Genomic DNA, 23,633 nt, shown 5'->3' on the forward strand with positions numbered 1-23,633 from the left:
AAGAGCTTTCCACTTACTCTACAAATTCTATTTACAGGAAAATATAAGCCCGATACGCTTATTTTCCTGTTTTCGAATGAGATGGAAAACAACTGCTTTTTCTTAGGGAAGCAATTTCAGGTTCCTAATCGTGGCACTAAAATTTCATATCCTCCATCAATCTACAAAATCGCGAGCGCGTGTAGGTAGAATAGAAACTGCTCATGGAGTTATAGATACCCCTGCTTTTGTTCCTGTGGCGACAAATGGTGCTCTAAAGGGTGTTATAGACCATAGTAATATCCAGTTAATGTTTTGCAATACCTACCACCTTCTGATCCACCCAGGAACACAAGGTATCGCAGCTATGGGGGGCTTGCATAAATTCATCAATAGAAATGCCCCCATAATCACAGATTCTGGAGGATTCCAAATCTTTAGTCTTGCTTATGGTTCCGTAGCAGAAGAAATTAAAAGCTGTGGGAAAAAAAAAGGCTCGTCATCTATCTTAGATATTACTGATGAAGGAGTTTGGTTTAAGTCCTACCGAGATGGCCATAAACTCTTCCTATCCCCGGAAGTCTCAGTACAAGCGCAAAAAGATCTCGGCGCTGATATCATTATTCCTCTAGACGAGCTTTTACCTTTTCACTCCGAACAAACATACTTCCTATCATCATGTGCACGAACTTACGTCTGGGAAAAACGCTCCTTAGATTACCATAAAAAAGACCCAAGGTACCAGTCTATGTATGGCGTGATCCACGGAGGCATAGATCCCGATCAAAGAAAAATTGGTTGTCAATTTGTTGAAGATCATCCTTTTGACGGATTTGCCATTGGTGGAAGCCTAGGACGAAACCTAAATGAGATGGTCCCTATTGTCGATCTAACGACTTCTTACTTATCCAAAGACCGTCCCATCCATCTTTTGGGCATAGGAGACCTCCCTTCCATACAGGCTACAGTAGGTTTTGGTATAGATTCTTTCGATAGTTCCTACCCAACCAAAGCTGCACGCCACGGATTAATCCTATCCTCTCAAGGACCTATCAAAATCGCTAACCAGGCTTATACTAACGACCTGTCCCCTATAGATCCAGAATGCTCATGCCTAACATGCACCTCAAACATCTCTAGAGCCTATCTACGACATCTTTTCAAAGTTCATGAACCTAACGCAGGGATTTGGGCCTCCATTCATAACCTTCACTACATGCAAGAATTCATGAAAAATATCCGCAAACAAATTTTAAATGATGCTATTTAATAGCCTATTCTTTTTTTTTAGGATTATTTTACTGAACTCTAAAAAGTTAAGAGCATTTCAAATAAAAAAATAATAGGAATTTGATTTTTATTAAAAATCATCATAAATTCCTTTACAAACTTTTCTAAATATAAAACCACCCCTAAACTCAGTCTTCCAACAAAATAAACCACTTTATTCTTAACAAAGCTGCTATGTTCTAATAAATATGGATTGTTGTATTAATAGATATAAAAATAATACTGATTTCTTTTATGATAACCAAAATGTTCACTGGTTACTTAAAGATGGCTTCATCAGATCTGAAACCCAGATGCAGCCCTATACTATAGATTGGGAAATCAATATAGCCAATGCTGAAGAAATTAAAGAGCTCCTCATCCGTTGTATCCCCATCATAGGCAATACGCTAGGCTTAGGAAAATTATACAGTGTATGGTCCACCAAAGATCCCAAAGATCGATGCAGAGATATCCTATTCCACTCTCTCTCTGGAGCACTAGAAATTCTAGGATTAGGTATAGTATCTCTAGTACTAAAAGTAGCCATGACTATGGCCTTCTATTTCTTGGAATGCCTCGAATTCCTAATATACAAAATAGCTTCGTCTATTCTTCCCAATACTCCCTCCCCAGAAAGATTTTCCCTGATCTAAACACAAAAACATTCAACAAATCACACTAAATATACATCTAAAACTATTAGCCAGTTAAACCAAGACTCGCAAACATCCAGAAAAATCTCTAGGCATTGTTTTTCACCGGATTCAAAATTATACCATGTTGATTATTGTAATAATTTATAAACAGAAATAAACCATTCGCCTCTCAATATCTAGCAGCAAGAATAAAGTAATATTCACTAACCATACTGCATAGATATTCTTTGTTGTGGCGTTCCCTATATTTCAGGTTTTGCTCGCAGCTCCAATAGACCCTGTCTCATATTGCCTTATAAAAATATACAAGAGATACGAGAGAATGCTGTCATCCCCATTCTCTTCTTATTCACAAAAGGCCCGACTTTTTTCTATATGATTATAAATATAACAAATAAGGAAGTTGTCACTCATGTTGATAAATACGTATCACGATAACACAGAATTTAATCAAGCTACACAAAACTACCTGAAACTTTTTAAACTAGGATTTGTCCTTGATCAATTTGGTTTAAAACACTGAGCTATTGATTGGATATTTTCTGATGAAATAGACGATTTAGATACGGATGGTCTAATCATTCAAGTTCTGAAAGCTTTGCCCATTATAGGAACCATTCGGGGAGCTGGGAAACTTTATAATGTGTGGTCTACAGATACTTTTGAAGATAACCCGAAAAGATAACATTGTCTTCACTCTCATGGCAATTATCGAAATTTGCAATTTAGGAATCCTTACTCTAATTATGAAAATCCTCTACAACGCTCTAGCCCAAATCCTTACAATATGCCTTCCCCCTTTTATCTATATAAGAAATAGCGAAGCTAGGGAAAATTTCAGATTATACCTAATTGACAAACTTAGTTGCGGGCAATAACACACTCAAAAACAAAGACTTTTAAAATAGTCAAAACCCTTAGTTATTATTGATTAACAACTTATGATTAATAACCACGTTTATAATCGAAATTACTTCAATCCATGAGTCGAGTGTTTCCCGTTCATGATATAAAAGTAAGAATATAGTTACGTTTATTAATAAATACCCGAATAATCAAGCTTCTGTATCTGCTACAACACAATATTGTTCATTATTGCGTTCCGGTGTTGTTCGTAATATTGGAGGCACACAGCCTATAGCCCTTGAATGGTATCTTTCAATACATCGGAGAATTCTTTCCTCAGATAATATCATAGAAATTAAAAAAGCCACTTCCGCATTGTCTGAGGATTTGGACCGCAACGAAACCTACAAGCACATTAGATTTATCTAGCATAAATCCAGAACAATTCATCAATGCTCTACTACAATACAAGGCGATCCTTCTAAAGGAGAGGCTGTAACAGTATCCATTTCTCTAGATCCATACGCAACAGATAATGTGATACAAGCTACAGGCCAATTGTTCACAAGTATAGGAAATATAGATGAGAACGATGAAGAGAGTGTTCACAGACACATTAATCAGTTTGAGAATATAGTAGGTGGGGTATGTTACAAAGCCGAGTAGATCACGTAGGCACTGCTTTACAAGAACTATCTCCTACTGGCGTTGAAGAAATAGATTGAGTAGAAACAATAGAGAAAACTTTGAAAAGGTTGTCAACCGTGAATAACTTAATGAACTAGTATAAACTCCATGCTCTTCTCTGTATTATCCCTCTTGTAAATTACAAAATATAAGAAAAGAGGCTGTTCTCATGCCACCATCTCTTTATCTACCTTTTTGTATTTCCGGATAAAATCAATAAGCAAGAAATAGCGCAAAATGCCAATGCCGACGCCATAGGAATGGTGATAAAGCCGAAAATAAACAGCTTTGTTGAACAAGATACCCGGCCGCAAATATCTATGGTCATTCCAGAAATTTCTTGTAGGCAAATCTGATAAACAGCAATTAGCATACCAACGATAGATAAAGGCAAAGCGTAAATCTTTACTAAACTATCTTCACGATATGTCGCGATTCCCAAGACAATCGACAAAGGGAATAGACAAATCCTTTGATAATAGCATAAAACACAGGGTTCTATGTTTAACAGGTAACTGTAATAAATACTCATTACTGTTCCTATACAACAAATTAACCACGCAAAATATAAAGCATAATTACGAAGGAATCTAATCATCGTTTTCCTCGGTAGCTTGTAAGTAGCGGATTTGTCGAATAACACGCTCTAATTCCTCAAACGTGGGATCCTCTATTAAGTAATCACCGACAACAGCTGTTGGTGTTGCTAACTGTCCCCCGAGCACCTGAGAACCATAAATATTATTCTTTTTAATTTGCTCTTCATACTGTTGAGAATCGATACATTGCATAAACCCCTTAGGGTTAATGCTCCGCCCGGAATGCGTTTTTAAATTCTCAGTAAGCTTAGTTAACACTTCAGGAGTTGCCCAACGTTTTCCCTCCTCTTTAGGATAAATAAGCAGTCTATGAAAATATTCCATATAAGCTTCTATATCTGGCTGACGAGGATCATGATAATAAACACAAAGTAATGCTTGAGCCGCAAGCATAGAACCTCGAATAAAACATACAGGGATTAACGTAAATGATACCTCACCTGTATCAATATATTTCTTTTTTAATAAGGGGAAAACTTCGGTGCTAAATTCTGTACATGCCAAACATGAAGGTTCTTCAAATACCGTAATATTAATTGGTGCATAAAGATTACCGAGAGTTGGGAAATGTTTAGCATTTGTAGGAATATGAGCTTTTGGAGGTAATATCGTCTGCTTTTTATAAACCATTATGCCAAAGCATAGTACGAAAAAAGCGCTGGTAACTATGACTAATATCTTTTTATTCAATGACTGTTCTCTTATCTTATATGGCTCACACAGAACTCAGAAATAAAATAAAAAAATAAAAATTGAAAACTATTTTTTATGCCAAGATGCCCTGGCCTCTCCCTCTACTTCTCTTATTTACATATTGAGATATGCCTACATTGATAAAAAACCTTTTAGTTTTATCATACTCACTCTATTTAGAAAGAAAAATTACATTACTTTTCTTTTCATGGATAAAGAAACCTTAGAAAATATTTATAAGCACTTCCGTTATCGTTTTTTTAAATTAAGTATCCTCCCCGCATTTTTAGGATTATTGCTTATATCCACTCCTAACACACTGAACTATCAAGCTCCTAACGTTATCCTTTCCAATAGGATCTGCGGCAGCCTACTGATTCTCTTAGCATGTATCTCTTTCTATAAGCGCTCTGTGCTTTGGTTTGGCGTATTTGTAGGTATTTGGGTTTCTCTTTTTCCATGTTTTCCTGAACGCTCTTCTATCGTCTTTGCAAACGATACTCTTATAGGTTTTGCCATCTTTGCTGTTGTCTGCATTCCCCCTACACGTCCAGAAGCTCTAGAAGTCGGCCCGACTCTACCTGAAGGAATTTCCTATAACCCCTCATCAGGAGGACGTCGTGCTGCTGTTTTAATATTAAGTTTATTATCCTGGTTACAGTCGCGCTATTTAACAGCATCTGCCTTAGGAATATCTACAAGCACTTTTGAGTGTGACTTCTTTGTTTATGCATTGATGATGACCGCATATTCTTTACTTATCGTACTCTCTCTAGCAGGAGGAGAACGTCGTTGGCATACACGTCCTAAAGTCGTCATAGCAACAGCTATTACCCTGCTATTTACTATCCTCCTTACCTTTATCCCCATTGCAACTAAACAACTCACTCTAGATTGCTGGTTATGCTTATTCCTAACCCTACAACCTGCATTGGCGTTTGTTTTTGCTTATGACGAACTCAGAGCAACATTTTCCTATCTCGCACGATTCCTAGGTAAAAAGCGCGAACTTATTCGCGTGTCTCTCTTTGGATCAGAATACTACAAGGATTCCCTCTTTTGGGAAGAGCGCACCGTCCTTCCCTTTATAAAAGCATGCAAGCAAGCTTTTCAGGGAATTTCTTTCCCTATTCATCTTCTGATTTCTATTTGCGTGGCCATAGGATTTATCAAAGTGAGCGATGAGTTGGCTATTACAGATAACTTGAGAAACTATACGAATATCTGCTGCTGGTTCATTATTGTTCTTGCCACTCTATCTTTTGCTGATAGTCTTCGTCATTTACGCTGGCTCTGTGTGATTTTCTCTGCAGCGATCCTACTTTCTCCTGTTTTCTTTCATATTCCCCTACACGCTCCGATACTCATTCCTACCATAATCACAGGACTCGCTTTAATTTTCTTATCAGTAGGGAAAATAATACAGAAAAAGTAAAACGTGATGTTTATCACTTTAGTAAAGGATGAACTTCTGAAGAGGCTTCTTCTTGTCTTTGCTCTGCAGATCGCTCTTCTTCTTCAGCCTCTAAGCGATCACGTTTCTCTTTGTCATATTCGCTTGCATAAATCTCCTCTTTCGCGCGATCTATGCCCTCCGCAATAAGAGCATCATGTAAAGAAGAATGCGCAGAATCTTTCTCTGGAATTGCTTTCATAGTTTGGTATAGCGTCACATAAGAAAATCTAGACGTATATTCAGTAAGTAGAACTTCAGATTCTATAAACCTAGCTACGTCTTTTTTGCTTATCCTTCCTGTCTGACTATTACAGTAATTTAAAATCTGTAAGTAATTGCTTTCTGCTAATTCTTTATGCTTGCTTAAAGCTTCTTTATGATGCTGAAAAGCATATATAATTAAAGGAAACGAAATGAGCACTAATAAAAGAATAGCAGGAAGAATAAACGGAAGAAATATGTCAGAAACAAAACAAAAGCCCTGAAGAGGGTATCCCAACAAAAGAGAACCTATCAATAAAAACACCAAGGCACAGACGAAGGCAACTGTAGCGATAATGACAAGAGGGCCGCCCCTGCAACGGTGCGCGTGAATACCACCATAAAGAGCTAGCTTTTGTTCTGAAGAAAGTAGGGTATAACTTAACTCAGAACTCGGCAAACCTGATAACGATGACGTCATGTTGAAAGACACTCCCGGATATCCTTTATAAGCATATGGACGTTATCGGAAGAACGCGTTACATCATTAAAAAATACAGGAATAAGCCCATGATTTTTAAGCACGTAAAATATATCTCCAAGAAAAGCTACATCACGAAAATCATGAGTAACAAGAACTACCGTTTTACGGTCTTTTCTTGCTAATCTTAAAATATACTGATACAACTGTTCTTTGGTAGTAATGTCTAGTGAAGAAAATGGTTCATCTAAAAGTAATATCGGCTTTGGAGATAAACACTGACAAGCTAAAGAAACTCTCTGTTTCTGCCCTTCAGAAAGCTCATCGGGATAACAATCTAATAAATCACCTAAATTGAAGCTTTCTATTACCTCAAGCAACTTTTCAGGGAATATAGGGAAACGCTTGCTTTTCACCCCTAATTCAGAATTAAGATGAATATTTTTCAATACAGTTCGCCAAGGGAGCAACGTTTGTTTTTGCTGCATATAAGCAACGTCTGTTTGTTGCACAGGCTCTCCCAACCAAAGAATTTCTCCTGCAGCTGGCGATAAGAAATTAGCTATTAAACGGAATAACGTAGTTTTCCCTGTCCCAGACACACCTAAAACAATAGTGATCTTTCCTGGACGAGATGTAAAAGAAGCATTTTCAAATATTAGCTTATCAGAATAAGAATAGCTAAGATTTTTGACTTCTAACATGTAGAAACCACAGAGTTTAAAGAGAAGTCGGCTTGCGGTTACCAAGACTTGAACTTGGGACCTCGACATTATCAGTGTCGCGCTCTAACCAACTGAGCTATAACCGCGAGTTTGGAGACTAGGAGAGTCGAACTCCTGACCTTCTGAATGCAAATCAGACGCTCTACCAGCTAAGCTAAGTCCCCGCTTATTCTTCTCTTATTGTGATCGAAAAAGAAAAATCATCTTAATGACTAAGAGATTTAACCTCAACTAAAGAATTAGGAAAAAAACGAATTAGTGAATTAAACAGATTTCTTCGAGGACACTTTTCAATAGAGAATCCGTGTAAAATTTACTAGTTTCACTTTGCAAGTGTAACCAAGCTTCATTACTCGACGACTCTCAAGGATGAGGTAGAAGAATATGCACTCCTAAACAAGGAATATCAAATTCATATACATACCTGAGAGATAGCTCCTCCAGCACTATCAAAACCTTGAATTTCCGAATGAAGTTTTTGAAGAGATAAAAAAATAATTTTTAAACATAGTGAAGGCCTCTCCAGTAGCTATGATACCTTCTGAAATACCATATTCTGTAGATGTCATAGGTTTGAGATAACCATGTGTTTTTAATAAATCCTCTATAGAACGTTTATGCGCAGCAATAAACCGCCTTCCTACAGCCTTTTCAGCTTCCCTATATGCTTCTCTGGCAGCAAACATGCTCTGATTTATATTTGGAATTTCAAATCTTTTGAAAAATGGACGATCATCAGAATCATAATTAACATAGCCATGGGAAATCAGAACATTTCCAAAACTACAGGTTTCTGAAAACGAATAACATGTACCTATGATCAAGATAAGCTCGACTCGATGATTAAGAATCATATTACAGCTAATAACAGCAGCAGAAACTTTATTGGGCCAAAAAGAAGACATCACGAAATATTTGCCAAAATAATCTCCGGAGTAATAGGTTATCCTTCCTTCAACTGTCTTCTTACTGTTAGCAAACCAAGGGATAGGACACGCAACGTCTGAAGACTCTGACACTTCTGGAAGAGACAAGATAAAATACCTACCTACACAATATAAAGGGGCGAGTTTCTCACTAAAAATATCTATAGGAGCTGCCCTTTAAAGAGATAAAGGAACAACAAATAACGGCGGCTAAAAAAACTCGAAGAACCATAAAATTCCATTTATAGAATTTTGGCTCCATATAGAAAGACATAGCGTTTAAGAGAATGAAAAAGCTTAAAGTGAAGACAGCTCTTTCGACCCTAGAGGTAGCGAAAAACTAGACTCGAAAGAGCAGACCTTCTATGAATCTTTATTCATAACAAAGAGCAACACTTGTTTTTCAAAGTCTAATTTTCTTTTTTAAATCTAAATTTCTTGCCTCACGCACTTTAGTAATCTTAAATGATTTTATGAACGTTTCGTATTCTTTATCTAAAGCTTTAGCATTCTTATTTTTATAAACCACAAAGACTTGATATAGCGTGTGATTAACCGAAATCAACATTCCCCTAAAATAAATATCTTCGCAAGATATCCAAAACTCTAAGGCTTTATGTCCCTGTATTTCTTTTGCCTGCATAAATAGGACTTGTGATTCTGGAAGAGCTTGTAGCATTCCAGAAAACCCTTCCTGAAGATTTAATTCTGGACGACTCACATCCACCTTCTCAGGGTATTCCCACACAGACACCACATAAACAGTGTTATCCGATTGTGTTTCTGTAACGTATGTATCATAGCGTATGGTAAGTTCTGATTGAGGGATCTCTATGACCTGTCCTGAATGTTCGGGGTCTCCAGGAAACTCCGCGGAAAAGCCACAACTTTTCGTATAGTCATACCGTTTCCAATTTAGGCTATCTTTGATCTTAGCAACAGACACATCACCGTCTTTTATCTCCTTATCAGAGAACCAGTTCTTCATTTTAAAGAGAAAACCTGTCTTTGATTCACCTGCAATTAATGAAGCAGGGCACAGAGTTTGCAGAGATATTAATACGGTTAATAAGAACTTACTGACTTTTGAAAGCATAATAAAAATAAAATACGTTTGTTAATTTAATGATATAACTTCCGTTACTTTTATTATAAATAAAATACCAAAAATCAAAATCATCAAAAACCTTGTGTTTTATAAAACCCCCGATGATAATCCCAAGTGTTAAAACATCTTAGACACTAAGGAGTTGCTGCGGTTATGGAAGAACAAATATTTGTCAGTAAGAAGGTTGGGGTTTTACCAGCGAGATGGGGAAGCTTCAGATTTCCTGGGAAACCTTTAGCTCTAATCCTTGGAAAGTCTTTAATTCAAAGAACTTATGAAAATATCATTCAAAGCGAAACACTAGATAAAGTAGTTGTGGCTACTGATAACCAACGCATCATGGATCATGTTATAGATTTTGGCGGAGAGTGTGTCATGACCAGTCCTGATTGTGCTAATGGGACCGAACGTATGGCAGAAACAATATCCCGTTATTTCCCTGAAGCTGAAATCGTAGTGAATATCCAAGGGGATGAGCCCTGTTTACGTCATACTGTTGTTGATGCTCTTGTCAGGAAACTTGAAGAGCATCCAGAAATTCAAATAGTGACTCCTGTCGCTAAAACCACAGATTCTCATGAAATCTTAACAAATCAAAAAGTAAAATGTGTTTTCGATAAAAATGGAAAGGCTTTATATTTCAGTAGAGGCCCTATTCCACACATTTTAAAGAAAGAGACACCAATTTATCTTCACATTGGCGTGTATGCGTTTAGACGGCCTGCTCTGTTCAATTACATTGCATCCGCCCCTTCTCCTCTAAGCCAAGCTGAAGATCTTGAGCAACTACGTGTACTAGAACACGGTGGATCCATTCATGTATGTGTAGTGGAAGCTAAGAGCCCCTCAGTTGATTATCCTGAAGATATAAATAAAGTAGAAGAATATTTAACATGCCATTCAAGTGCATCTTTTTAACAGGGGGAGTTGTATCCTCCTTAGGCAAGGGATTAACCGCAGCCTCTCTCGCTCTGCTACTAGAGCGACAAAACCTTAAAGTTGCGATGTTAAAACTGGATCCTTATCTGAACGTCGATCCAGGAACAATGAATCCTTATGAACATGGTGAGGTCTATGTTACTCACGACGGAATGGAAACGGATCTAGATCTAGGTCATTATCATCGCTTTTCTTCAGTAACCCTATCCAGATATTCTACAGCGACTTCAGGACAAATCTATGCCCGAGTAATTAAAAAAGAACGCGACGGGTTGTATCTAGGAAGTACTGTTCAAGTTATCCCACATATCACTAACGAAATCATCGAAGTTATCTCAGAATGCGCTAGGGAAAATCATCCAGACGTATTAATCGTAGAAATCGGTGGTACTGTTGGAGACATAGAATCCCTGCCTTTTCTAGAAGCTATCCGACAATTCCGTTACGAACATGCCGAGCATTGCTTCAGCATTCATATGACTTACGTACCTTATTTAAAAGCGGCAGGCGAGGTAAAAACAAAACCTACCCAACACTCTGTTCAGAGCTTACGTAGCATTGGAATTATTCCCGATGCGATTCTCTGTCGATCTGAAGCTCCCCTAAGCTCGGAAGTAAAAAAGAAAATCAGCCTATTTTGTAATGTTCCTAATAATGCAGTCTTTAATGTTGTCGATGTGGAACATTCAATATACGAAATGCCCTTGATGCTGTCTCAAGAAAAGATCTGCTCATTTATTACAGAGAAATTAGGTCTGCTTACTAAAAAAGAAGATCTAAGTGATTGGGAAATGCTAATAAAACGTTTACGCAATCCTCTTCAAAATAAGGTGCGCATCGGTTTAGTAGGCAAATACGTACAACATCAAGACGCTTATAAATCAGTTTTCGAGTCAATCACTCATGCTGCTTTAAGCCTTAACTGTTCAGTAGAGCTTTGCCCCTTAGATTCTGATGATCCTTACTTCCTTGCAACGTTAGAACTATGTGATGGTTGCCTGGTCCCCGGAGGGTTTGGTTCTCGTGGTTGGGAAGGGAAAATTACTGCAGCCAAGCTCTGTAGAGAAAGAGGCATCCCATATTTCGGGATCTGCTTAGGCATGCAAGTTCTTGTTGTTGAGTATGCTCGTCATGTCCTCCATCTAGAACAGGCTAACTCTACAGAAATGGATAAAGATACACCCGATCCTATTATCTGTATGATGGATGGACAAGCCTCATTAATCGCTACAGGAGGCACGATGCGTCTTGGCGCCTATCCCTGCGTATTAACACCTGGAAGTAAAGTATATGAGATGTATGGAAAATCTAACATCATGGAGCGCCATCGCCATCGCTATGAAGTGAATTTCAACTACATACAACAATTAAAAGATCACGGGTTAGATATTGTCGGTATATGCCCAGAACAAGGACTTTGCGAAATCGTAGAAATCAAAGATCATCCTTGGATGATAGGAGTGCAATTTCACCCAGAATTCCTTTCAAAATTGATCACTCCTCACCCTCTCTTTGTGGGTTTTATCCAAGCTGCAATTCTCCATTCTAGGAATAAAACTTATGTCTAATCCTCAAGTGGCAAAAGTTTTCCTTGGAGTAGATTATGGAGAGAGACGGATAGGTCTAGCCTATGCTGCATATCCCCTATGTATTAGTCTACCTATAGGGTTTATAGAAACAGGGAAAACACTAGGAGACACAGCAAAACTTCTTGTTAGAATTATTCATGAACGCAACGTTTCTACTGTGGTACTAGGCAATCCCATCCCTATGCAAAAAAGACATACATCTGTCTTACAAGAAGATATAATCAAACTCGCCTCTCTAATTCAAGAATCTTGTCCTGTTGAAGTTATCTTGTGGGATGAACGACTCTCCTCAGCACAAGCAGAACGCATGTTAAAAGGTGATTGCGGACTCAGTAGAAAAAAAAGAAAAGGCAAAACCGATAGCATCGCTGCAACTCTGATTCTCACCAGCTTTTTAGAAAGTTCACCCCATACTCTTTCTTAAGCCGATTCGAAGCTATTTTATCCAAAAGTTTTCCTCTCCATAACAATGGCAAAATCTTATCAGATTATTAACACTCGTTTCATCTTTTTTTCTTATATAAATTATTTAAATTCAGGGATCAACAAAATTACTTTGAACAAAAAACTAAAAAATCTTAACCTGCTATTTTGAAAGTTCCGCAATCCACTTATCCTTCTGAAAGATTTTCAATAAAATCAATATGGCGCAGTGGAATAAGTTACAGTGTCTTTCCTTTAAAAAAACGACATTGAAGGTATTTGCTTTTTTTTATGAAATACACATGGTGGTTGATTGCTGTTGTATTCACGTCTTCAATTTTAGGAGGCTGTTTTTCAACAGCTTTAAAATCATCAAAAACCCTTACGATTGCCATCCATGACGACCCGGAATCTTTATCCCCTGAACAAGCCAAACGCGCTTTAGATCTTTCTGTATCTAAACTCATTTTCGAAGGACTTACAAGAGAAAATCCTCACAAACATAATCAAGTAGAATTTGCCCTAGCAAGTCATTATACCGTATCGGCGGATGAAAAAACCTATACTTTCTTTATCAAACATGAGGCCTTATGGAGTAATGGCACCCCAATCACATCTCAGGATATTACTCGAGCATGGCAACATGCAAAAACTTGCTCTCCTCACCACCAAGCATTTGAAGGTATCGATTTTAAAGCCTGCTCACCATCCAGCATTACCTTAACACTAGATTCCCCAAATTCTAATCTACTGCAATTACTAGCTTTCCCAGCATTTTCTGTTTTCAACCCCGAAAATTTGAATATGTTTAGTGGACCTTTCCAATTAATAACTTACAATCCCGGGCATTGCCTTTTACTAGAAAAAAATCCTTACTACTATGATAAAGACAAGGTCCTTATCTCCTGTGTTAACTTATTAGTTATTCCGGATTTATATACCGGAGCCCTGTTACAAAATCGTGGGAAAGTTCATTGGTTAGGGCAACCCTGGCATCAAGGGTTGACGAAGGAACTGAAAGAAAATACTCCCTATCACTACACTTGCTACCCCGTAGAAGGAGCTTTTTGGCTTGTACTTAATACAAAAGATCCAGTTTTATCTCATATTCATAATCGCTATAGATTGGCAGCCGCGATTAACAGAGAAGAAATTATAGGTTATGCTCTACAGGGCAACCAAGATCCCGCCTATACACTATCTAGGCACTCCCCTCGACAGCACCCACACAAAAAGCAAAAACTCATTACCCCCACAGAAAAACTGACTCTAACCTATCCTTCAAATATTTTACGATGCCAACGCATTGCAGAAATTCTTAAAGAACAATGTAAATCAGTAGGTATTGAGTTATTTCTTGAAGGATTGGAATACCATGTTTTCCTAACCAAACGACAAATGTGTGATTTTACTATAGCTACGGCAACAGGAGTCGCTTATTACCCAAACGCCCCGTTAATCCCACAAGCAGACAGGTTAATTAAAAACCTAGAGATTATTCCTATCTACCATATGAGCTACGATTACATCACTACATCTCCAATAGAAAAAATTATTCATAATGCCTCTGGAGCCGTCGATCTTAAATACGCACGCTTACCTTAAAAACCTCGCCCAAAACAGAACAAGAAATAGAAAATCTTTTTTTACAGATCAAAAAATTAGAAATTATTTTTTTAAGCAGTAATCTAACTCCAATTTACTATTTAACTTTAGGGCAATCCCGTGGTGCACTGACTTAGAAAACACTATGCAATTTACTTCCTCTGTTTTTCTAGTTTGCTCTCACGAGTTTCATCATCGACATTCTCCATAAAATACTGGTCGATGCTTAAGAATTGGAATATCGTATGATTCTGTTTCAATAGATCCCAGATGTACTTATCTCAAAAAAGATGTTTCTCTAGCAAAAGCCCTTTATGAAGGCTTAATTCGAGAACGCATTTTTAACGATCATGTGATCCTGAGAATGGCGGAAAAATATACATTACTATGATGCAGGCAAAGTGAAAATCGATACTCTAATCTTTACAATCATATCAGACTCTCATACTGCAGAAAAATGATTTAAAAATAACCTGATTGATGTTTTAGGAAATCCATGGATAGCAAAAATCCCGAAAGAAATGTTGAACAACTCACCTAAAGAGATCACACACATTCATCCAGTTTGCTCAACTTCTATACTGATCTATAATCTAAACATGCGTGTATTATAAAATAAAGCTCTAAGGAAAGCTTTAGCATATGCTATTGATAAAGAATCCCTCCTTTCTCTACTCAACTCAGCAAAAATTACCCATTCTTTTTTACCTCCGGAATTATCCGAAATCCACAATCAAAAAGTACTAGGAAAAGAACAACGAGAAAAAAAGCCCAAAAATACTTTGAAGAAGCAAAATCTACTCTATCAGAAAAAGAACTCGCTGAACTCTCTCTTATTTACCTTCAAGAATCCAGCATTTTTTCGTTCGTAGTTCAAGCACTACAACAACAATTTAAAAATGTTCTCGGTATACACATACCAATTCCAAGTATTGAGTACTTTTGTTTTTTAGAAAAAAGAAATCAAGGAGATTTTTATCTATCTGTAGGAGAATGGATTGCAGAATACCTCCATGCTAGAAATTTCCTTACTATAATGGGGAATCCAGAAAATAAAGAGACGAGCCATCAATTAGGAAGGTGGAATAATAAACAGTTTAACAAAATCCTAGGAAAATACCATAGGTCAACATTCACTGAGGAAGATTAAATCCTAGCCGAAAAACTTATTGAAGAAGATATTCCGGTGTTCCCTATGTATCATTTCAACTATATTTACATTGCCCATCCACAAGTCAAAAACCTCAATATCTACCTTTTAGGACATGTTAACCTTAAAGAAGAGGAAGTTCTTCCTATATAACGTAGCCTCTAAAAACTTTTTCACAAAATTATAACGATTTCTTACAAACTAAAATATATTTAATGCAAACGTCTAGTTTTAAGATATTTAATTAGATGATATATTGATAGAGCGACTCTAATTACACAATTGGGTAAAATAAAAACCGATTGTGAAAACCTCGGGTAAGCATCAAACATGCTTTTTAAATAGACGACAAAAACAATGCACAAATTCCTAACCCCCATTCTATCGATTATTCTATTTCTGGGAATTTCACCGCTATGCACAAGTTGTTATACAAATACTTCTAAACACCAGAACTCTCTAAAAATAGCGATTAGCCACGATCCTATGTCTTTAGACCCTAGAAGTGCTTGTTTAAGTAAAGATATCTCTATAGCCCAAGCTCTCTATGAAGGTCTTGTGAGGGAACGTTCGGCTAATCCTGAGCCCGCTCTTGCGCAATATTATACAATATCTAGCGACCAAACAGTCTATACTTTTTATCTTAAAGAGGCTTCATGGAGTAATGGAGATCCTGTAACTGCTTATGATTTCGAAGAATCCATAAAACAAATTCATAAGCTCGAAGTAGCCTGTTCTTCAAATTTTCTTCTCGGTGTGATTAAAAATTCGCATGCCGTGATGAGTAAACAGCTGCCTGTGGACACCTTGGGAATTCGCGCAGTCAATGCATCGCAATTAGAAATTACCTTAGAAAAACCTATTCCCCACTTTTTAGAAATTCTTGCCTATCCGATTTTCTTCCCTGTACATAAATCCCTCAGGGAATTTTCTGCTTCAAGGGGAACCAAACTCCCTAATATCACTAATGGCCCTTTTCTCATTGAAGATTACCAACCTCAAAACAAACTGATCATTAAGAAAAATCCCCTTTATCACGATAAACAAGCGGTGCATCTTGATACCATCACTTTCCAAATTGTTCCCGATACACATACAGCCACACAACTTCTTCAAAAAAATCTGATTGACTGGGTGGGTTCCCCGTGGAGTTCTCCAATTTCTAAAGAAGACCAACATCATATCCCGAAAGATAAGTTGCACAATTATCCCGTTCTAGGAACGACAGCTCTAATATGTAACCTAAAACATAGCCCAACTAATAGCTTAGCACTACGAAAAGCCCTAGCCTATGCCATTGATAAAACTACCTTATTACAGTTTATCAGCCATGGAAAAGTCGCCGAACATTTCCTACCGCCAGAACTATCAAAACTCCCTAAACAATCCCATCAATCACCAGAAGAACGCAAAGAATTAGCACGCGCGTATTTTAAAGAAGCTGAGAAAGAACTGTCTCTCAAATATATCGCAGAATTATCTATTATTTATCCTTTGGAATCTGCATGTCTGAACGCTATTGTTCAAGAGATACAACAACAAATCAAAAAGGTTCTAGGGATTCATGTCCCTATCCAAGGTATGGAATATCATTGTTTTTTAGATAAAAGACGTCGCGGAGACTTTACCCTAGCCACCGGAAGATGGATAGCCGACTATCCAAGGCCAACATCGTTCCTTTCAATTCTCGGCAACCTTAAAAATGACGAGCCAACAAAATCACTAACAAAGTGGGAAAATGCCCAATACAATCATGTCCTGACGACTCTACTTTCAAAAGATGAAACCATGAAAGATCAAATCGTAGCTGAAGAACTCATAGAAGAAGATCTTCCTATTATTCCTCTTTACCATTTTGAATATACCTACGCAGCTAACCCCAAAATTCAAAACTCCTACACCTCATTACTCGGACATATTGACCTGAAAGAAGCAGAGATTTCGAAATAATATTCACTTCTTATAAGTTTAAAAAACGTCTTTGGTTTTTACTTAAGTCAAACAAAATATTGACTTAAACTTGAAAAAAAATGTCTTAACAGCGACTCTCCACTCGGATCAATGAATTATTTTATATTGAAGCTACGATAAATCAGAGATATAATATTTGAGCTTAGGTAAGGTTCTAGACCATGAATCCTTATTGACTTATCAATGACATTAAAGGTGTAGATAATGTTCCGTTATATAAAGAAACGCCTGGTATTTAACTTGCTTTCTTTATGGATTATCCTAACCCTCACTTTCCTCGTCATGAAAACCATTCCTGGCGATCCATTTAATGATGAAAGTAGCAACACCTTATCACAAGAAACTCTACAGATCCTTAAGTCTCGCTACGGATTAAATAAACCCCTATATCAGCAGTACATTCATTATCTCAAATCTTTAATAACTTTAGATTTTGGGAATTCCCTTGTTTACAAAGATCGCAGCGTAACGAGCATTATCGCGACAGCATTTCCAGCATCAGCAATTTTAGGACTTGAAAGCCTCCTACTTTCGATTTCCGGAGGAATATCACTAGGAACTCTGGCAGCATTAAGAAAGAAAAAACAAGGGCGCTATATCCTTTTTTCTTCCATTTTACAAATTTCCATTCCAGCTTTTGTTTTAGCCACAATGCTGCAGTATATTTTTGCAGTAAAAATCCCCATTTTCCCCATAGCTTGCTGGGGGAATTTCTACCACACTATTTTGCCGTCCCTAGCTTTAGCAATAACACCGATGGCCTTCATCACACAATTAACTTTCTCATCAGTATCTTCAGTCTTAAATAAAGACTATGTGTTGCTCGCCTATGCTAAAGGACTCTCTCCAATAAAAGTTATACTTAAACACATTCTTCCCTATGCAGTGTTTCCCACTATTTCCTACGCTGCATTTCTTGTGACTACAGTTATGACAGGAACATTCGCTATAGAGAATATTTTCTGCATACCAGGTTTAGGAAAATGGTTCGTCTGTAGTATTAAACAGCGCGATTATCCAGTAACTCTAGGATTATCGGTATTTTATGGAGCTTTCTTCATGCTAGCTTCCCTACTTTCAGATCTAATACAAGCAATGATAGATCCCCAGCTGCGCTATTCCTATAAAGAAGCTGATAAAGAAGTGAGTTTTTCTCAAGAAAGTGAACATCTCTAACAAAATCTATAGCATTTAGGTGAAGAATAAACAGAAATTAAAAGAAAGAAAGAAATAAATAAGGCTATTGAAAAACTTCATGGACATTCCTTTAAAATCTTCTCAACCCACTCTATGGCAACGTATGAAAGGAAATACCATGTTTATGGTAGGAGCTTCGTTGCTAGCAACCTTAATCATAGGAGCCGTTCTTCTTCCATGGATTTACCCTAATTATGAACAGACATCTTTAGAACACACCCTAAAACAACCGGGAAGAATGTTTCCTTTTGGAACCGATTCTCTAGGGCGTTGCATGCTAGCAAGAACGGTTCAAGGTCTGCGCCTGTCCCTTCTTATTGCAGTTACGGCCACCCTTATCGATGTCTTAGTAGGACTGTTTTGGTCTACAGTAGCATTATCTTCAGGGAAAAAAGTTGCTTTCCTCATGATGCGCATTACAGAAATCTTATTTTCGATTCCTAGAATCCCCGTCATCATTCTTCTTCTTGTTATTTTTGATCACGGAATCATTCCTTTGATTCTTGCTATGACACTTACAGGGTGGATACCTATAGCACGAATTATATATGGACAATTTTTATTGTTAGAAAATAAAGAATTTGTACTTTCCGCAAAGACTATGAACGCCTCTACATTTCATATTCTCAGGAAACACTTACTTCCTAATACGCTAACACCTATTATCTCCACATTAATCTTCACTATTCCTGGAGCCATTTATACAGAAGCGTTTATTAGTTTTTTAGGCTTAGGTATCCAACCTCCTCAAGCCAGCCTAGGAACATTGGTAAAAGAAGGTATCAATGCTATTGACTACTACCCATGGTTATTTTTCTTTCCCTCATTTTTCATGACCACACTCTCGATAAGCTTTAACCTCATCGGGGAAGGAGCAAAAGCACTATTCATCGAGGAAAATTCTCATGCCTGATACCTTACTAAACATACAAAATCTTACGATAGCATCAAACAATCCACGTAGATTGCTCATAGATAATCTCAGCCTTTCAATTAAAAAACGGCATAGCTTAGCGTTAGTTGGTGAAAATGGATCAGGAAAGACAACAATTACTAAAGCGATTCTAGGTTTCCTTCCAGATAATTGTGAAATCTTAGAAGGAAATATCTTCTTTGAAAATACTAATTTAAAAACCCTGTCCTATAAAAAATTCCAAAAGATCCGGGGGAAGAAAATAGCGACAGTATTGCAAAATGCTATTGGATCTCTTACGCCATCTATGCGTATAGGAGCACAAATTGTAGAAACCTTGCGACAACACAATCCCATAACAAAAAAAGAAGCTTATGCAAGAGCTTTAGAATTACTCACAAGCGTATGCATCCCTAATCCTGAACGATGTTTTCACCTTTATCCTTTTGAATTAAGCGGGGGCATGCGGCAACGTACCGTAATTGCTATATCTCTAGCGAGCTCTCCAGAGCTTATTCTTGCTGATGAGCCAACAACAGCACTGGATTCTGTGTCTCAGGCTCAGGTATTGCGTATATTGCGTAAAGTGCATAAAGAACATCATACCGCCATGTTGTTAGTTACTCATAATCTGGCTTTAGTCACAGAACTTTGTGATGACATCGCAATTATTAAAGATGGCCAACTTGTAGAAACAGGCAGTGTAAAAGAGATATTCTCTTCTCCAAAGCACCCCTATACAAAACGTCTTCTGAAAGCTGTATCAAAAATTCCTCTAACCGCTTGCTCTTCGCCTATTTTAAGAGCGAAGCTCGAAAATTTAAGAAATACAGATACTTTGCAGACAACATATGACTAATTTAATTACCATCAAGAACCTATCCATTTCAATTAGAAAGCAAGTCATTCTCAATGACATTAACCTAGAACTCAAAAAAGGAGAATGTCTGACTGTTGTCGGTGCGAGTGGTTCAGGAAAGTCTTCTCTAGCTTTGGCAATTTTAGGATTAATGCGGCCAAATGAAGGGACAATTACCTTTCATGTTGACCCTAAAACCCCAAAGGCAAAAACAGTACAAATTGTCTGGCAAGACATACACTCAAGCTTAAATCCTACAATGAGTGTCGAAGACCTTATTTTAGAACCTCTCCACATCATAGGAACCTACTCTAAAGAAAAACAAAAAGAAAAAATCCTAAGTGTCTTACATCTCGTTAACTTACCTTTATCAGTATTACGATTAAAACCTTATAAGCTTAGCGGAGGCCAAAAACAACGCGTAGCAATTGCAAAAGCTTTAGTTTGTGAGCCTGATCTCCTTATTTGCGACGAGCCAATATCCGCTCTAGACACCCTAAATCACTCACTAATCTTAGAACTTTTCCAAACAATAAAACAGCAATGTGAAAGCACCCTTCTATTCATTACCCACGACATGTCAGCAGCATACTATATTGCAGACACCATTGCTGTTATGGATAAAGGATCTCTTGTAGAATACGCACCTCGAGAAAAAATTTTCATGGATCCTAAACATAAAAAAACTCAAGAACTTCTAGATGCTATACCCCTATTTTCTCTAGAAGATACCGAATGTAACCACAGCTATACAGCTCATGAGAAAGTACTCATTTAAAAATCAAACAAAAAATTAGAGGCTGCCTGAAAACCTAAAGTTCTTTGTAGTATGTGAAAAGTTATGTATACTGCGATCCACACTCATTTTATGATTTGCCTGAAATTAAATGTTTACAAAGCAACAATTGCAAGGATACAAACAGTCTTACTAAACCACCTAAAGATCTACTTTTCAATAACATGTGAAAATCGTTATCGAGTCCTTTAGGCATTACGTGTAAATCGTTGACAGGAAGAAGTTGAGCGTGCTACGAATCAAACTAACCGCCGTTAGAATGGAGCATCATTGACGATGGAAATTTCTCATATCTTGGAAGACCTCGCTTACGACGAAGGGATACTTCCCAGAGAAGCTATAGAAGCTGCGATCGTCAAACATACACAAATCACTCCCTACCTACTTCAGATTCTCGAAGACGCTACAGAACGCGTGGCAGAATTAATCAACGACGGTAGTTATCAAGGGCATCTTTATGCTATGTATTTGCTAGCACAGTTTCGAGAAACTCGAGCTCTTCCATTAATTATTAAGCTCTTTTCTTACTCTGATGACACGCCTCATGCAATTGCTGGTGACGTTCTTACCGAAGATCTCTCAAGAATCCTTGCAAGCGTATGTGACGATGAATCTTTAATTAAAGAGCTCATAGAATCCCCAGGTATTAATCCTTATGTAAAAGCCGCAGGAATTTCTAGTCTTGTGCATCTTGTGGGAATAAAAAAAATCTCTAGAGAGGCAACTATCCGTTATTTTGGAGAACTGCTAAACTATAGATTAGAAAAAAGTCGTTCTTTTGCTTGGGATAGTCTCATTGCTGCTATATGTGCTTTGTATCCCGGGGAATTATTCTATCCGATTAGCAAAGCTTTTAATGCCGGTCTTGTAGATATAACTTTCATAAGCATGGAAGATGTAATAAATATCATAAATGAAGAAACTATTGAGTCCTGTCTTCAGGAACTTCTGTCCTCACCAGAACTCATTAACGACACCCTAGAAGAAATGGAAAAATGGCTCGAAGATTTTCCTATAGAGCCTTAAACCCTCTCGGGATTTTCCAACAGACTATAACGCAAAGAGGTCCCAAGTGAAAAAACAAAAACGGTTCCTGTCTCTTTTATTTCTCACATTCGTACTCTTAGGCATATGGTTTTGTCCTCACCCAGAAGCAATAAATCCCAATGCTTGGCATCTATTTGCTGTATTCACAACGACAATTTTAGGCATTATCCTACAGCCTGTGCCTATGGGAGCCATAGTCATTATCGGGATTTCTACACTGTTACTTACTCAAACATTAACCCTAGAACAAGGTCTATCAGGATTTCATGATCCTATAGCTTGGTTGGTCTTTCTATCATTTTCCATAGCAAAAGGAATTATTAAAACGGGTCTTGGAGAACGCGTTGCTTACTTTTTTGTAAGCATCTTAGGGAAAAATCCTCTGGGATTAAGCTATGGATTGGTAATTACTGATTTTCTATTAGCGCCTGCCATTCCTAGTGTTACAGCACGATCCGGAGGCATTCTCTATCCAGTAGTTATGGGTCTATCAGAATCTTTCGGGAGCTCCGCAGAAAAAGGAACAGAAAGACTGATTGGCTCGTTCCTAGTTAAAGTAGCCTATCAAAGTTCTGTAATTACCAGCGCCATGTTTCTTACAGCTATGGCCGGCAACCCTTTATTAGCAGCTTTAGCAAGTAATGCGGGCATAGCACTTACTTGGGCAACATGGGCAAAGGCAGCAGTCATCCCCGGATTACTAAGTTTAGTGCTTATGCCTATGGTACTTTATAAGCTTCAACCACCGACAATTACATCTTGTGAGGAAGCCATTCGCACAGCAAAATTACGTCTTAAAGAAATGGGCCCCTTGAAAAAAGGAGAAAAGATCATCTTGATGATTTTTATTTTGCTTGTTGTTCTATGGACATTTGGAGACTTGCTAAGAATATCAGCAACCACAGCAGCATTAATTGGTCTATCACTGCTTATCCTGACAAATATTTTAGATTGGCATAAAGATGTTATGGCCAATACAACTGCCTGGGAAACATTTATTTGGTTCGGTGCTCTTATTATGATGGCGTCGTTTCTAAATCAATTGGGTTTCATTCCTCTAATTGGAGATAGCGTAGCCGCAGGGGTTGCAGGACTATCTTGGAAAGTTGGCTTCCCTATCCTATTCCTGATGTACTTTTACTCACATTACCTATTTGCAAGTAATACAGCACACATCGGCGCCATGTTTCCTGTATTTCTCGCTGTTTCCATAGCCTTAGGGACTAACCCCATTTTCGCCTGTTTAGTACTAGCCTTTTCCAGTAATCTGTTTGGAGGACTTACTCACTATGGTTCGGGACCGGCACCCTTATACTTTGGATCGCAACTCGTTTCTATTAAGGATTGGTGGCAATCTGGTTTCATTTTAAGTGTTGTCAATATTGCCATTTGGGTAGGTATCGGCAGCCTGTGGTGGAAAATTCTCGGTCTTATCTAAGAAATATTCCTAAAACGGCGAGCGAGGACACCTTCTTTTTAGAAGGTTTCCTCTTATTCGATAAAGAAAAACACAGC

General features: G+C 37.7%; 20 protein-coding genes, 2 tRNA genes and 2 pseudogenes. 16 read left to right on the top strand and 8 right to left on the bottom strand.

From position 1 onward, the window contains the following. The first annotated feature begins 130 nt into the window (after positions 1–130). The 3 genes and pseudogenes from tgt (at position 131) to E1N70_RS05270 (ending at position 2,785) form a co-directional block, all read left to right on the top strand. Positions 131–1,249 carry a tRNA guanosine(34) transglycosylase Tgt gene (tgt, locus tag E1N70_RS04885; protein WP_131744411.1) on the top strand — a complete coding sequence of 373 codons (1,119 nt, stop codon included), beginning with the start codon at positions 131–133 and terminating at the stop codon, positions 1,247–1,249. A 208-nt stretch (positions 1,250–1,457) separates the two neighbouring features. Next, entirely contained in the window at positions 1,458–1,904 is a 447-nt protein-coding gene (locus E1N70_RS04890) for a hypothetical protein (RefSeq protein ID WP_131744412.1), read from the top strand. Between the two features lie 415 nt (positions 1,905–2,319). Beyond that, a pseudogene (locus E1N70_RS05270) lies at positions 2,320–2,785 on the top strand (hypothetical protein). A gap of 842 nt (positions 2,786–3,627) precedes the next feature. On the opposite strand, the gene E1N70_RS04905 reads toward E1N70_RS05270, so the two are convergent. Both E1N70_RS04905 and E1N70_RS04910 read right to left on the bottom strand, forming a co-directional pair. After that, on the bottom strand, positions 3,628–4,038 hold the full coding sequence (locus E1N70_RS04905) for a disulfide formation protein (RefSeq protein ID WP_131744413.1): 411 nt from the start codon (positions 4,036–4,038) through the stop codon (positions 3,628–3,630). After that, a complete protein-coding gene (locus E1N70_RS04910) occupies positions 4,031–4,669 on the bottom strand; it encodes a DsbA family protein (protein ID WP_208638316.1) in 639 nt (212 codons plus the stop codon). The genes E1N70_RS04905 and E1N70_RS04910 overlap by 8 nt, the downstream gene beginning before the upstream one ends. A gap of 271 nt (positions 4,670–4,940) precedes the next feature. Here E1N70_RS04910 and E1N70_RS04915 point away from each other — a divergent pair, with 271 nt between their 5' ends. Continuing rightward, the gene (locus E1N70_RS04915; protein ID WP_208638317.1) at positions 4,941–6,167 is read left to right on the top strand and encodes an SPW repeat domain-containing protein; all 1,227 of its coding nucleotides are present in this window, start codon (positions 4,941–4,943) and stop codon (positions 6,165–6,167) included. 13 nt (positions 6,168–6,180) lie between these two features. Here the strand turns inward: E1N70_RS04915 and E1N70_RS04920 are convergent, their stop codons facing one another. The 6 genes and pseudogenes from E1N70_RS04920 to E1N70_RS04945 form a co-directional block, all read right to left on the bottom strand. Next, positions 6,181–6,870, bottom strand: a complete 690-nt coding sequence (locus tag E1N70_RS04920) for a hypothetical protein (protein ID WP_420836555.1) — start codon at positions 6,868–6,870, stop codon at positions 6,181–6,183. Then, entirely contained in the window at positions 6,867–7,574 is a 708-nt protein-coding gene (locus tag E1N70_RS04925) for an ABC transporter ATP-binding protein (protein ID WP_131744447.1), read from the bottom strand. Before E1N70_RS04925 ends, E1N70_RS04920 begins: the two co-directional genes overlap by 4 nt. Before the next feature lie 33 nt (positions 7,575–7,607). Further along, a tRNA-Ile gene (locus tag E1N70_RS04930) sits at positions 7,608–7,681 on the bottom strand. 5 nt (positions 7,682–7,686) lie between these two features. Next, a tRNA-Ala gene (locus tag E1N70_RS04935) sits at positions 7,687–7,759 on the bottom strand. Between the two features lie 91 nt (positions 7,760–7,850). Further along, positions 7,851–8,753: pseudogene (locus E1N70_RS04940) on the bottom strand (5'-methylthioadenosine/S-adenosylhomocysteine nucleosidase family protein). A 171-nt stretch (positions 8,754–8,924) separates the two neighbouring features. After that, positions 8,925–9,617, bottom strand: coding sequence for a hypothetical protein (locus E1N70_RS04945; RefSeq protein WP_131744416.1), 693 nt, complete (start codon positions 9,615–9,617; stop codon positions 8,925–8,927). A 165-nt stretch (positions 9,618–9,782) separates the two neighbouring features. Here E1N70_RS04945 and kdsB point away from each other — a divergent pair, with 165 nt between their 5' ends. The 12 genes from kdsB to E1N70_RS05010 all read left to right on the top strand — a co-directional run bounded on the left by kdsB (position 9,783) and on the right by E1N70_RS05010 (position 23,556). Further along, positions 9,783–10,547, top strand: a complete 765-nt coding sequence (kdsB, locus tag E1N70_RS04950) for a 3-deoxy-manno-octulosonate cytidylyltransferase (RefSeq protein ID WP_131744417.1) — start codon at positions 9,783–9,785, stop codon at positions 10,545–10,547. Then, entirely contained in the window at positions 10,523–12,136 is a 1,614-nt protein-coding gene (locus E1N70_RS04955; RefSeq protein WP_131744418.1) for a CTP synthase, read from the top strand. The genes kdsB and E1N70_RS04955 overlap by 25 nt, the downstream gene beginning before the upstream one ends. Continuing rightward, positions 12,129–12,581 (top strand): Holliday junction resolvase RuvX, encoded by a 453-nt coding sequence (gene ruvX, locus E1N70_RS04960; protein ID WP_131744419.1) that lies wholly within the window; start codon positions 12,129–12,131, stop codon positions 12,579–12,581. The genes E1N70_RS04955 and ruvX overlap by 8 nt, the downstream gene beginning before the upstream one ends. 290 nt (positions 12,582–12,871) lie before the next feature. Next, entirely contained in the window at positions 12,872–14,185 is a 1,314-nt protein-coding gene (locus E1N70_RS04970) for an ABC transporter substrate-binding protein (RefSeq protein WP_131744420.1), read from the top strand. 718 nt (positions 14,186–14,903) lie between these two features. Beyond that, the gene (locus E1N70_RS05285) at positions 14,904–15,335 is read left to right on the top strand and encodes an ABC transporter substrate-binding protein (protein WP_244201117.1); all 432 of its coding nucleotides are present in this window, start codon (positions 14,904–14,906) and stop codon (positions 15,333–15,335) included. Between the two features lie 357 nt (positions 15,336–15,692). Then, on the top strand, positions 15,693–17,285 hold the full coding sequence (locus E1N70_RS04980) for a peptide ABC transporter substrate-binding protein (RefSeq protein ID WP_131744421.1): 1,593 nt from the start codon (positions 15,693–15,695) through the stop codon (positions 17,283–17,285). 225 nt (positions 17,286–17,510) lie between these two features. After that, positions 17,511–18,482 carry an ABC transporter permease gene (locus E1N70_RS04985; protein WP_131744422.1) on the top strand — a complete coding sequence of 324 codons (972 nt, stop codon included), beginning with the start codon at positions 17,511–17,513 and terminating at the stop codon, positions 18,480–18,482. A 79-nt stretch (positions 18,483–18,561) separates the two neighbouring features. After that, the gene (locus E1N70_RS04990; protein WP_131744423.1) at positions 18,562–19,416 is read left to right on the top strand and encodes an ABC transporter permease; all 855 of its coding nucleotides are present in this window, start codon (positions 18,562–18,564) and stop codon (positions 19,414–19,416) included. Next, positions 19,409–20,275: an ABC transporter ATP-binding protein gene (locus E1N70_RS04995; protein WP_131744424.1), complete on the top strand. Its 867-nt coding sequence runs from the start codon at positions 19,409–19,411 to the stop codon at positions 20,273–20,275. Before E1N70_RS04990 ends, E1N70_RS04995 begins: the two co-directional genes overlap by 8 nt. Beyond that, on the top strand, positions 20,268–21,053 hold the full coding sequence (locus E1N70_RS05000; RefSeq protein WP_131744425.1) for an ABC transporter ATP-binding protein: 786 nt from the start codon (positions 20,268–20,270) through the stop codon (positions 21,051–21,053). Before E1N70_RS04995 ends, E1N70_RS05000 begins: the two co-directional genes overlap by 8 nt. A gap of 288 nt (positions 21,054–21,341) precedes the next feature. Beyond that, positions 21,342–22,097, top strand: a complete 756-nt coding sequence (locus tag E1N70_RS05005) for a DUF1186 domain-containing protein (RefSeq protein ID WP_165478217.1) — start codon at positions 21,342–21,344, stop codon at positions 22,095–22,097. 46 nt (positions 22,098–22,143) lie between these two features. Next, positions 22,144–23,556 (top strand): anion permease, encoded by a 1,413-nt coding sequence (locus E1N70_RS05010; RefSeq protein ID WP_131744427.1) that lies wholly within the window; start codon positions 22,144–22,146, stop codon positions 23,554–23,556. Positions 23,557–23,633: the final 77 nt, after the last annotated feature.

Source organism: Chlamydia buteonis (assembly GCF_900634605.1).
Taxonomy (GTDB): domain Bacteria; phylum Chlamydiota; class Chlamydiia; order Chlamydiales; family Chlamydiaceae; genus Chlamydia; species Chlamydia buteonis.